Below are 13,301 nucleotides of genomic sequence, written 5' to 3' on the forward strand. Positions count from 1 at the left end.
CCATGCTTGACGACGTTGTTCTCTCGTGGTCATGTGGCAACCTCCTTCATTGGGTTGCCTTCATTTTCTCATGAATGGTTTGGACGTTGAAGGTGGGCTGGATTTGACGCTTACGTTTAAAGAACTCATCGAACCCAGAAAAGTTTGTTGCAAAGAAAAAATCTGTAGGCAAAAAAGTGAAAAAAGGGAAGAGAACAAATACATTATCCATGAGTTTGACGTCTGCGGAAGTCCAAGACTTGCAAAAAGACGCGGATGTTGCGTTCGTCGAATCTGATTCCATCGTCAATATTCAATCAAGAGATGGTGCTGAAAAAAATCATGATTTCGCCAAGAAAGTTAAGAAGAATGCGGAAACGATTCCGTGGGGTATTCATGCGGTGGGTGCAGATTTAACCAAAAATAAAGCGAGTGGAAAAGGAGTTAAAGTAGCTGTACTTGATACGGGAATTTCGGTACATCCCGATTTAAAAATTACTGGAGGCGTATCTTTTGTTGATGGAATCTCCAGCTATTCGGACGATAATGGTCACGGAACTCATGTAGCAGGAACGATTGCTGCTATTCAGAATAAAGAAGGTGTCGTGGGGGTTGCCGATAAAGTCGAGATCTACTCCGTTAAGGTTCTTAACGAATCGGGATCCGGTAGCTACAGTCAAGTTATCCAAGGCATCGAGTGGGCAATCGAGAACAAGATGAATGTCATTTCGATGAGCTTCGGCGGTGCCCAATTCAGTCAAGCATTGAAAAATGCAATTCAAGCTGCCGATCAAGCAGGTATTATTATCGTCGCTGCTGCCGGAAACTCAGGAAAGGGAGAAGAGACAGAATTGTACCCTGCACTCTTCTCCGAAGCGATCTCAGTAGGGGCTGTGACAAAATCGAATCAACTTGCGGGATTTTCGAGTACCGGTAATGAAGTTGATTTAGTAGCACCGGGGTCGGAAATCGTAAGTACGTTAAATGATGGTACATATGGTGTAATGTCAGGCACCTCTATGGCAGTTCCTCACGTAACGGGGGCTGTGGCTGCCTTATTGTCTGCCAATAAAAAATGGAATAGTGTACAGGTTAAAGACGCGTTATTTAACACAGCTACGCCTCTAGGTGATCAACACGAGTACGGACACGGCATGATTAACTTGGCCAGGGCATTGGGAATTAGCAACAGTCCGATCCCACCTCTTGAAGATAGTGTCCCCAATGAACCAACGACGCCACAGGAACCTGAGCCAAGTCCCACTCCTCCAAGTAACTCAGAAGGCTTCGATATTTTAAAAGCAGATGAATCCATTCTGCAGGCCTTTAATATGCTAACATTTTTAAGTGATCAGGCCAATGCGAATAACAACTTGGATTTAGCAAAGATAATTGAAAACAAAAAGAATGATTTTATCAAGATCAGCACAGAGCTGCATAGTATGCCTGCACAGATTCAAGACATTTCTAAAGACAATGTAGGGAGTTACACAGCCTCTCAGCAATCGTTCTTCTATGATAAAAGCGCAGATTTTACTAAGTTAATTGATCAAATGAATCGGGCTATCTCCGAATTCAAAAAACAACTCCCAAATTTATCAGATGAGACAGGTATTCAAGCGTACGATGTGGTTGGAAACAACCAACATATATATCCCGGTGATTCAGCTACCGTCTCGCTGAAACTCTCGAGTTCAAAACCATCAGTTACAATTGGTGTGTTTGATCCGAGCGGTACCAAAATAACCGGAACGGTTTTATCAAATGTATCAGCCAATGTACCGGTAAGTTATACTTGGACTTCTTCGTCCTCTGCCGTTACCGGAACTTATCAAATCAAATACTACTACGACACGACTAATCCTGCAGACTTATTCTACGTATACGTCGATCCTAGGCCGGCACCTTCGGCGCCTACAGGTCTATCCACCTCAGCTACGAATAATAGCATTACCCTGTTTTGGTCCGCATCATCGGGAGCGACTTCTTACACTGTAAGTCTAAACGGAAGTCCTCAGGGCAGTACGACCAGTACATCGTATACGTTTAATAATCTTACGAGCGGCGCTACTTATACAGTTGGGGTAGCAGCAGTCAATTCGAGAGGAACCAGCATCTATTCAACAACAAGTCGTGAAACACTTCCAAATGCACCGGGAGCACCTGCCGGCTTATCCGTTACCCCAAACACTAATGCGATTACCTTGACTTGGAACGGAGTGAGCGGAGCTACTTCTTATCGAGTGTACTTGAACGGATCTAACATCACATCTGTTAGTACGACGAGCTACACATTCAGCGGACTCGCGCAAGGAACTTCATATACATTAGGGGTCGCTGCAGTAAATACAAGTGGTGTAAGCGCGATTTCCACAATAAATGCTTCAACCACGATGCCGGGAGCACCAGTGGCTCCGACAGGTCTCGCTGCGACTTCTACGACGTCAAGCATCACGTTAACTTGGAATGCCGTATCGGGCGCGACTTCTTATGCTTTGAGACTGAACGGAACCAATGTTACGACCACAAGTCTTACATCGTATACGTTTACTGGTTTGACGGCGAACACAACTTATTCGCTAGGTGTCGCAGCAACTAACGCTATTGGAACGAGTGCTTATTCCACGTATAGCAAAGCGACACAAGCGGTAACAATACCGACTTTAACCTTGAACACCCCAATTGATGTCGATTTGGCATCAGGTTTAAGTCAGGTATATACATTTACACCGAGTGTTGCAAATATGTATCAGATATATACAGGACCTTTTGGCGGTACTGGAGCAAATAACGATACCGTTCTCGAGATATATTCCGATGCAGGGCTCACGTCTCTACTAGCTTCAAACGACGATTCTAACGGAACCAATTTCTCTACAATTAAAGTAAATCTTGCTGCGAGCACAACTTATTATGTAAAACTGAAAGGTTTCTCTTCGACTGCTGTTCATGCAAGAATAAATGCCATCATTGCCCCGCCGGAACCAATCGTAATTAACCTAAATAGCTCAGTAAACGTGGACGCCGTTGCTAACTTGTACAAGCTGTACAAATTTACTCCGAGTACGTCCGGAAGCTACAATATCGCTACAGGCTACTATGGTGGATCTGCTTCTTCGGGTACGAACGATACACTACTATACGCTTATTCGGATGCAGCATTATTGACTCAGATTGGTCATAACGATGACAGTAACGGAACAACTTTCTCGGAACTAAAACTTAATTTAACGGCTGGCGTTTCATATTACATTAAAGTAGCGGGATACGGGGGTCGTGCCGTTCATGCCAGTCTGACTGTCACGGCGAACACGTCCATCGAGTTCACGAATATGACAAATAAAGTGAATTATGAAATGACCAACGTTGCCGGTCAAATTTCATACTTTAAATTTACAACTCCTTCTACAGTAGGAGCAGGAAACTATCGTTTCTATACATCCCCTTACCAAGGAACGGGTGCTAATAACGATACGATAATCGAAATCTATTCTAACCAAGCTTTAACAACTCTCATTGCTAGTAACGATGACGTACCTGAGAATCCTTTCGGGGGCTATTTCTCAAAAGTGGAGCTTTGGCTATCTGCTAATACAACATATTACATCAAGGTAAGACCTTATAGTAGCACTGGTACTGTCCTTGCCCGTTTCACGGTCGAAGACGACTTTGATTCAACCCCTTCACTTGCAATTCCTGCTACATGGGAACAAATTTATTCGCAAGATCTTTCTTCTCGATTTGATACCGATTATTACAAAGTTGTTGTTACAGAACCTACATCCGTCCATCTGAACGTAACGGTAAATACGATTACTTTATTGGACAGCAGTAGCAATGTGATTGGCATTTTCACCCCTGATAACGTAGATTCTTTTGATATCACTGCGGGAACATACTATGCAAAGGTAGCTTATAACGAAGACTATGCTAGCAACTTATTATCTGCAACAGATGAAGCAACAACACTTGGCCTAGGCTATGAATTATCGCATAAGCAGGCTACCGTAAGTTACGCTTCTGCGGGCATCTCATCACAAGCGCTTCAAAGCTTTATTGATCCATCTAAAACGGATCTCTCGGACTATGCGACTATTACTTGGGGCTACTCTAGTGACCATAATGGAACCCTTGTCCAAGTCATCGACCAGCAAAACTATGTCATATATGAGGAGACATTGGGCTTCCGAGCCGGCAGTTGTACTCCTTACGGTGCACCTGATTATGTCAAGGTATCTCCATGTAAACATTCATTTGTATGGAATGGGAAAGTAAACAAAAATGTTTCCAGGGCTATTCCAGTTTACAATGTTTACAATGGTGACCTAGAGTATTACTACGCTAAGAATGGCAAGTATAGCGTCAAAATCAAGCCAACCGACCATTATTCTCAGCATGCATCGGTCCAAAAAGTTACCGTTATTAATCAGGCGACAACATTAACGGGACTCATTCCAGCTCCACCGATTAAAATGCAAAAAAAATCTGGTTTGGTGAACGTGACGGCAAGCAACAAAGATAAGTGCCTTGAATGCCGCAATTATTTCTACAAATATATCTGGAACAAAACATCTTCAACCCCTCAAGAAACACAATATGTCGGTTGGTCAGGATCCATTTACGGTCTGAATGGGCTTGAGCGGTTCTGGAAAGGCGCAGAACTGTTTGTCTACGATCCGAATAAGTCGGTGCTCGATAATGTTTTGAATCTTTCATCTATTGCAGGTATGTTTGTACCTGTATTTGATGCGGGCAATGCGGTTGTATATCTGATGAAAGGAGATGAAGTCAACGCTAGCATTTCGGCAATATCTGCTATTCCTTTCTATGGGGATGGAATAGCGGGGACTAAGCTTATACGAAGACTTCATTACTTATCAGGGTGTATTAACTGTTTTACTGCTGGTACGAAAGTAACGACGCCAGACGGTGAAGTATCCATAGAGAACATCAAAGTCAGAGATCTCGTACTTTCCAAAGATCCAGTCACAGCAGTTACAGCGTATAAGTCTGTTGAACAAGTGTTCCAGAAGGATATCGATGAATCCTGGAAAATCACGGTCGGCGGAGAAATTATCACGACAACATCAGAGCACCCATTCTGGATACTTGACAAAGGGTGGGTATTAGCCAAAGATCTGACTGTAGGGGATCAGTTCGAAACTTATGACGGCAGCAAAGTATTCGTAGAAAATATTGAAAATGTGAAAGAACACAATGTCGTCTATAACTTTGCTGTTCAAGACTTCCACACCTACTATGTCACTAATCTTAAAATTCTGACTCATAATGCCGCCTGCTTAACGGCTGCGGACTATATCGCCAAAAATATTTCAGAATACACTTCGCGTCTTACGTCGGTTACATCCGGAAATATTTTGGCCAAGGAGCTGGAGGCAGCCAATATTTCCGCTCCTGCCATTCCTGGAGTGGATAAATGGGCGGCGCATCATATTATTGCAAAAACGGTAAACAACAATCCAAACATACAAAAGGCTCAAAATATTTTTTCAACGCACGGTATCGATATCAACTCCGCAGCCAATGGCGTCTGGTTGCCGATGCGCAAAGGGGAGTCGGCAATTGACATTGACGGGACTTTCGTTTCTACTCATAACGGCTATCACGTCGGCGACTATTTCAAATATGTGGCAGACACACTGGAGCCTGTCAAGAACAACAAACAGGATGTGCTGCGTGCTATTGAATCAATCCGACAAGATCTTCTGACTGGCAAAATTCGATTAGGTAACATTGAGTAATAGAATTAGTAATTTATAACACACCCTCTCTGTGCGATAATAGTATTATCGTGCAGAGAGTCTATAATTAGTGAGGGATGAGACTATGAAAGTATGGGAGCTTGACAGCGGAAGTAAAGTTCAAATTACAACTAAAGATTTTGATGTCGATTTCAATGGTTATTTTGACTATCAGTTTATGGGAAGCCCAGTAGATAAGTGGAAAGAAATTGAGATGCATATTTACAAAGGAAAAGGGGTTGCTTGCGATTCTTTATCCTTTGTCTCGGGGAAATTGATATGGAGCAAGAAAGCAATTGACCTGCTTCAGCCGGCTATTTATGGACGCGCAGAAATTTTGCCCTTACAGCTCGAGGATTTCCCTGTCGCTGCTGTTAATGTCACTAACATTGTCGATGCGATTAACTGTGAGCAAGCAGTTGAGAAAACATTATCCAGCGGAACGTTCATTGGCTATGAATCTTATGCTTTCCATCCGGAGCGCTTGCAGGGTGAGTTTATTTTTAAAATTCCGCAGCAGCTCAGCACAAAAGTTTTCGTAACAGATGCATTTAAAGATCTCGTAGAAAGCCATCGGCTGATAGGTTTTGTATTCCATGAATTATTTGCATCGGAGTATATGAACACGCCAATACCGGCTGTATCTGAATCTGTGCCTCAATCTGGCGAGTACACTTATGAAGAAGCGATGAAGATCGTGGAGGAAGGCCAGTGGGCGGTTGTTAGCGGCGATTATAAATGGCAGAAAAACGCTAACGGAAAGGTTGTATTGGGGGATCGGCTTCCGGATGGATCATATGCTTGGTCCGTACCGGTTTATATTCCTATTCCGTTGTTAGAGATAAAATGGAAGGTGTCACCTCGATCCAACCTATAATAATAGAAGTAAGGACGTATTGCTGGGCGTTTGACCTTTATTAGGTCAAACGCTTATTTATTGGAAAATCCTCATACCAAGCATATTTTCCGTCAAATGTACTAAATGGTAAGTACTACATTCTCCAGTTTTACTTAAATCAGGAGAGTAAAACTTACTTTATTCTCTGTACCAAACATTTATTTTTAATACATTTAATTTTTCAAGATTTGATAAATTAAGATACATATAAGGTGCACCTTTATATTTTGGTAAAAAACCAAACCTACTCCAAAAATTCTCTGCTCGAGCATCTATAGCATGGAGGATGATTCTGTTGAAGCCAATGTTCTCAACGCTACTAATAAATGTATAAATTACTTGTGTTCCCAAGCCCTTTCCTTTTGGGGTTATAACTAGATCATGGATTTCAATGGCAGGAGAGTCAATATCGTAGCAAATAGTTGTAAACTTTTTTTTGGTTAAGTAAACTTAGCCAGAAACGAATCCCACCACCATTATAGTACACTCGCCAAAGTTCATCTTCTTTAATTAAATTTACAGTAACATTTGAGTTCATAATTTGTGAAAATTTATGAGCAAGAACATGAAATATTTCATCATCCATAAACTTTAACACTTTGGTTACCTTTGGATAATAAAAAAACCAACTTGTTTCCGCTAATCTAATATGACCGTCATGTCGGAGCGCACCATTGAACGGGACGGTCAGGTGCTCCTTGTCCCAGAGATCGAGCTGGCACTTTTCTGGACGACACTTAAATGCTCGGAGGAACAAATCGTCGAGTTGTACAAGGACCATGCCACAAGTGAGCAATTCCACAGTGAGATTAAATCTGAACTTGACCTTGAACGACTACCGTCAGGCAAGTTCGCTACGAATGACCTCATCTTACATATGGGATTATTCGCTTATAGGTCTGGTTGCCTTGACCGACCAAGATGCGCCAAAGAAGAAGAAGATGGTTTTCCGCCAGCGTATTCGGACCGTAATCCAAGATCTTATGCTCATTTCGGCGCGTTATGTGAAACATGCTCGAAGCTTCAAGCTTTGTTTTGGAAGATGGAGCCCTTGGTTCCGGCAGTTGCGTCGTCTATATATACACTTCGGTTAAAGACAAGCATTTCATACGACTAAGCAGAACGCTTGAGAGCAAGGGTTCTGTTTTGAGTTACCCTGAAACTGCTGAATTCGGCTATTGGGTCAGATTGGAAGATGATCCATGTGCCATACGGTTGAGATTACTGAGGTGTCACGGATTCAGGCGTTAAACAAGACAGTTATTGTCTTATTTATGGAATAAGATAAAATAAAAGGTACTGAGGGAGAGTGAGGCTGCTTATGCAAAAGTCACAGCGATTAATTCAACTAATTATGATGATCAATGCGAGGAAGTCTTTTACCGTAAGGGAGCTTGCAGATGAATTTGGTCTGTCAACCCGGACCATTACAAGGGATTTGCAAGACCTGAGCGAGCTAGGCGTTCCCATCTATTCCATACAGGGCAGAGGAGGCGGCTATAAGCTGCTGCAAGAGCGATTGCTCCCGCCGATCAGCTTCTCGGAGGGCGAGGCCATCGCTATCTTTTTTGCTTGCCAGTCCTTGAACTATTTCAGTTCTTTGCCCTTCGGCGAAGGGGCTGGCTCAGCGCTTCATAAGTTTTATCATTATTTGCCGGCTGATGTAAGGGAGCAGATTGACCGCTTGAAAGATCGGGTGATGATCTACAGCCCGCACAGGCAAATGTCCCCTGACGTTCTTCAAACCCTGCTGCAGGCGATTATGATTCGCAGCGTTGCAACGATCGAATACCGCTCGGGGAGCGGCATTTCGAAGCGGGATATTCAGCCTATCGGTATTTACGCGAGCTCTGGATATTGGTATTGCCCTGCCTATTGTTTTGTACACCAAGAAGTGAGGCAATTCAGGGCTGACCGGATTCTCTCCGCCACGATCAACGAATGGATTCCTTGCCGTGAAGACATCGAACAACAAACGCTGCTGAATGTGCCGGAGAAAGACCAGTTGGAACAAATCACGCTTCTGCTCGAATTGACGGAAAAAGGGGTGTGGCTGCTCGAGTCCGAAACCCGGTTTGCTCCCTTTATTCAACGCTCCGATGCAGGCAGCGGAACAGCATCCATTCCTATTGCGGCTGAGGATATGCCTTTTTATGCGGAACGGATCTGGCAGCTTGGCGAAGAAGCGAAAATTAGCGGGCCGGTTGCGGCTGTTGCCTACATGAAGCGAAAAAACGAAGCGATGCGACTGCTGTATTGAACGTTGTCAAGTACTACGGAAATATGGTACTAGGTGGAAACTCCGAACTCGTATATAGTTGGTTTATCCGAGAGTACAGTCAAGTTCAAGGCTGCAGGAGGCGTGCGGTGAAGATGCTTACTACACATACCAAACAATTGCTGCAGCGAAAAGCAGCTATTTTAAAGGAACACGAAATTTACGCTTACCAAGCTGCCTATTACTTGGTTGAAGACGAAGCGCTTGCTGCCGAAGCGGCAACAAAGGCGCTCATTGCGATGCTGCAGGATGAATCCTTTTTTCAACTATCCGAGCCGCTTCAGCACAACAGGGTAAAGAAAGCCGTCATGAAGCAGGCGCTGTTGGCTAAGGCAGCTGTTTTACAGCTATCCATGTAAACCCCAATCGTCCACACTCCCAAACCCCTCAGCGGTTCTTCCAACGACAAACCTGCTTCAATAAAGCGATAACGATATCTTCCTTCAGATCGTGCTATTCTCGAAAATGCAGCTTTTATGCTATAGTCGGTTAGAGCCAACACTGTCGAAGGGAGCTGTAAATCTGCGTGATTATTGATCTTACTCATCCTATTTTTCATCAAATGCCGGTATACCCAGGCGATGCGGAAACGGTACTTACGCAATCCAAGCATATTAGCAGCGATGATTACAACAATCATCAGCTGTCGATCAACATGCATGCTGGAACTCATATTGATGGTCCGATGCATTTATTGGACATGCAGCAGTATATCGATGAGTTTCCAGTGGAGCAATTTGTTGGCGACGGCGTCTTGCTGGACGTATGTGGCGTCAGCACAATTGATTATAATGAACAATACGAAGCGTTGATCAAAGAGGGGCAAATTGTCATTGTCTATACCGGACATGGGGAGCTGTATGGCCAGCCATCGTATTTTACAGATTATCCGGTGTTAACTGCGGCGTTTGTTGATCTGCTCATTCGAAAGAAAGTAAAAATGATCGGCTTGGATACGCCTTCACCGGATAAAGATCCATTTGATATACATAAAAGCTTATTCGGCAGCAGCATTCTCATCATTGAAAACTTAAAGCATGTGCACCGGCTGAAGGGCATCCAAGCATTTGAAATCATTGCGCTGCCGCTTCGCATAAAGGCTGATTCATCCATTGCTCGCGTCATCGCGCGGGTCAAACAGGAATAGGGAGGCATTTAACGGATATGGACATTATTTATCATGGTCACTCTTGTATTCAAATTCGCGCTCTGCGCAATGCTTGTTTATTGTGATGCTGCCACAGAGAAGAAACGTGATTTTTGTAGGAAAATAATATTATTCGACTTCGCGCTTCGACAACGTTTTAGTTACCGCAGAGCTATACTGAACAGGTACTATTTCATCGACAGCGGAGGGTTGCTCATGAATAATTCGAACTCAAATTTCAGAAAAAGAATTGTGTGGTTCATTAACAGTGAAATCGAGCGCGTGCTAACAAACCTAAGGAATGGGTCTGTGAATAAGGAGTATGCGCTTGGAAGCTTTAACACCCTTTATCAGATCGCCTCGTCTACGAGAGATGCCGACTCTATGATTAGCTTATGCGAGATTATGGATAAGATTAGAGAGTCTAATCATCGAACAGGCTTATTTCATTTTTCGGAAATACGCTCGGAGTCTTTTTATTGATCGAATGTCATTTTCATAGTTGATTTCAAAGAAAAGAGACCAAGTACGGTCTTTTTTTTTGATTTATCAACAAAAAAGTTTAATTATATACCCCTAATTCGGATTCGCTAATCTAATTATATTCTCATGAACCATTCCGATTCAAAAATACCGCGGCTGGTTAAGTTTCCAATATGAAAACATTAACAACCAGATTGAAAGGGGAATGAACGATGAAGAAAACGAATGAAAGCCGCAGTATAGCCAAGCTGATTTTGATCGCCATGATGAGTGTTGCTGTCGTATTTACCGCCTCGGCGTGCAATAACGACACGGATGTAAATAACAATGGCAATAGCAACGCTAATAGCAACGCTAATAGCAATGCCATTACGGAAGGAGTGAATGATACTCCAGATGCTGCGGCTGATCCGGCGGCGACAGATGAGGTCACCACTCCTTAATGCAAAGCTCGAAATGTAAAAAAAGATAGAAGAACCCTCTGCCTAGCTGCGGATAACCTCTCGTTATTCATCGCTTTGGCAGAGGGTTCTTTTTTTGCTGAGCAAAACTATTATTTTGTATTTTTAAGGGCGAATGAGAGCTGTTGGACTTCTATGAGAAGTTTGATATGATGGAACAAGACCTCTTGCGTAGAGGTCTATCTGTTTATGAGGAGGAGAAGAAAATGGTTCAATCGAATGTTCATGGGTTGCTGCTGCGTAATAGGTCTCTAGGGGGTGAAGTCTACTATGAACCATAGTGTTCAGGCAGGCAGCTTTAGGGAGCAGCTTATTCATCAGCTTATCGTTCTAGGCGAAGAGAAGCATTCGTTTCTCGACGCTTATTTTCCAAAACAAGGGGTAGAGCGAAAGCAAACGCAGCAATTTCTTGCCGAGTATGTGCAATTTGTTGAAAACGAGCTTGCCGCTGTTGAGACTGGCCTGTCACCTGCCGTTTTTATCGGATGCGAGGTTACGATCGATTATATCGATTATCAAACGACGGATACGTTCAAAATCGTTTATCCGATGGATGCCGATCCGGAGCAAAATTGCATTTCATTCCTTTCGCCAGTAGGAAAGCAGCTGCTGATGAGTCGGAGAGATGAGGTTGTAAACGTTGCTACGCCGGCTGGAGCGATGAGGGTTCGCATGCTTCATATTCACTGATATGAATAACGGTTAGCGGATTGACGCTGATACTATTGTTACGTGACAAAAAAACCGCCGGATCAAATGATCCGGCGGTTTTTCGGATTGGCTAGCCTTTTTTGGTTTGAAGACGAATGACATTCCATGAAGCTTTGCCAAGCGTCGCTTTCACATATCCGTTATCCGATTTGGCGGTGCCGCGATTATGAGGGACAACGTGGCTTGGATTCGATTTGGTGTTGATTGCTTTCAAATCTTCATTTTCCAATACAATATGCTCGGTGATGCTGACCTCGCCGAAGCTGCGAACGTCGATTTCGAGCTCCAGCCCCTCCGACAAATGACGATTGACAGCAAAGATCGTCACCTCGCCCTGCTCCTCATTGTAAACGCTGATGGCTTCGAGATAAGGAACATCCGTAAAATCCTTGGAATCGTATTTAGGCGACGAAGTGATCGGTTGAAGCACGGTGCCTCTGCCGTACAGCGACGCATGCAGGTACGGATAATAAGTCGTTTGCAGCCAAAGAGGGCCCCCGTTTTCCGTCATAATCGGCGCGATCACGTTAATCAATTGCGCGATACATGCCATCTTTACTCGGTCCGCATGCTTGAGCAGCGTAATGAGGAAGCAGCCTACGGCAAGAGCATCCTCAAGCGTATACACATCCTCAAACTCCGGAGGGGCTACTTGCCAGCGCTCATCGGCGCGGCTTGTCCCGATTGAATTCCATACATTCCATTCATCGAGAGAGAGCATAAGCTTCTTCTTGCTCCGCTTCTTCGCCTTCACATAATCGCAAATTGCGGTAACGCTGTAGATGAATTGATCCATATCGAGCGACTTCGCGAGGAAGTTGGATGAATCATTCTCATTGTTGTTGTAATAGGTGTGCAGCGACAAAAAGTCGACCTGATCGTAGGTGAGATCAAGCACCGTTGCTTCCCAATCCGCAAAGGTGCTCATGCCGCTCGAGGAGCTTCCGCATGCGACAAGCTCGATCGTTGGATCGACCCAGCGCATCGCTTTGGCGGTTTCGTTCGCGAGCCGTCCGTATTCGACCGCTGTTTTTGCCCCGATTTGCCACGGGCCATCCATTTCGTTGCCCAGGCACCAGGTTTTGAATTTATGCGGCTTTTTGTAGCCATGTGATATACGGAGATCGCTGTAGTAGGAGCCGAATGGATGATTGCAATATTCAACGAGATTGCGGGCTGCATCTACGCCGCGTGTGCCGAGATTGACGGCCATCATGACCTCCGAGCCGACCAGCTTCGCCCAATCCGCAAATTCATTTGTTCCCATTTCATTCGTTTCGGTCGTCCACCATGCGAGCTCAAGCAGCCTTCTGCGCTCTGCCTTGGGACCAACGCCGTCCTCCCAATTGTAGCCGGACACAAAGTTGCCGCCTGGGTAACGTATGATCGGAACATTTAAGGACCGAATCGCCTCCAGCGCATCGCGTCGGAAGCCATTCTCGTCAGCGGTAGGATGGCTGGGCTCATAGATGCCCCCGTAAACGGCACGCCCCAAGTGCTCGATAAAGGAGCCGTAAAGCCTGGGATCAACCTCTGAGACGGTAAAGTTTTTATCGATAAGCATCGTTGATTTCATAGACAT

At 44.3% G+C, this 13,301-nt stretch carries 9 protein-coding genes; 7 read left to right on the forward strand and 2 right to left on the reverse strand.

The window, feature by feature from the left end; all coding sequences use genetic code 11:
* Positions 1-176: 176 nt before the first annotated feature.
* Together AC1TPC_RS09515 and AC1TPC_RS09520 are read left to right on the forward strand one after the other, a co-directional pair.
* A complete protein-coding gene (locus AC1TPC_RS09515; protein WP_482066625.1) occupies positions 177-5,741 on the forward strand; it encodes a S8 family serine peptidase in 5,565 nt (1,854 codons plus the stop codon).
* An 85-nt stretch (positions 5,742-5,826) separates the two neighbouring features.
* The gene (locus tag AC1TPC_RS09520; RefSeq protein ID WP_482066626.1) at positions 5,827-6,618 is read left to right on the forward strand and encodes an imm11 family protein; all 792 of its coding nucleotides are present in this window, start codon (positions 5,827-5,829) and stop codon (positions 6,616-6,618) included.
* Positions 6,619-6,777: 159 nt separating this feature from the next.
* On the opposite strand, the gene AC1TPC_RS09525 is transcribed toward AC1TPC_RS09520, so the two are convergent.
* Complete coding sequence (locus AC1TPC_RS09525; protein ID WP_482066886.1) at positions 6,778-7,059, reverse strand: GNAT family N-acetyltransferase; 282 nt, start codon at positions 7,057-7,059, stop codon at positions 6,778-6,780.
* Positions 7,060-7,960: 901 nt separating this feature from the next.
* On the opposite strand from AC1TPC_RS09525, the gene AC1TPC_RS09530 reads away from it, so the two are divergent.
* From AC1TPC_RS09530 to AC1TPC_RS09550, 5 genes are all read left to right on the forward strand, one after another.
* Positions 7,961-8,899 (forward strand): helix-turn-helix transcriptional regulator, encoded by a 939-nt coding sequence (locus AC1TPC_RS09530; protein WP_482066627.1) that lies wholly within the window; start codon positions 7,961-7,963, stop codon positions 8,897-8,899.
* A 107-nt stretch (positions 8,900-9,006) separates the two neighbouring features.
* Positions 9,007-9,276, forward strand: a complete 270-nt coding sequence (locus AC1TPC_RS09535) for a hypothetical protein (protein WP_482066628.1) — start codon at positions 9,007-9,009, stop codon at positions 9,274-9,276.
* Positions 9,277-9,443: 167 nt separating this feature from the next.
* On the forward strand, positions 9,444-10,064 hold the full coding sequence (locus AC1TPC_RS09540) for a cyclase family protein (RefSeq protein WP_482066629.1): 621 nt from the start codon (positions 9,444-9,446) through the stop codon (positions 10,062-10,064).
* Between the two features lie 695 nt (positions 10,065-10,759).
* Positions 10,760-10,990: a hypothetical protein gene (locus tag AC1TPC_RS09545; protein ID WP_482066630.1), complete on the forward strand. Its 231-nt coding sequence runs from the start codon at positions 10,760-10,762 to the stop codon at positions 10,988-10,990.
* A gap of 288 nt (positions 10,991-11,278) precedes the next feature.
* Positions 11,279-11,698: a GreA/GreB family elongation factor gene (locus AC1TPC_RS09550; protein ID WP_482066631.1), complete on the forward strand. Its 420-nt coding sequence runs from the start codon at positions 11,279-11,281 to the stop codon at positions 11,696-11,698.
* 91 nt (positions 11,699-11,789) lie between these two features.
* Here AC1TPC_RS09550 and arfA read toward each other — a convergent pair whose 3' ends face one another.
* Positions 11,790-13,301: an arabinosylfuranosidase ArfA gene (gene arfA / locus AC1TPC_RS09555; protein ID WP_482066632.1), complete on the reverse strand. Its 1,512-nt coding sequence runs from the start codon at positions 13,299-13,301 to the stop codon at positions 11,790-11,792.

Source organism: Paenibacillus sp. Y280 (assembly GCF_056786335.1).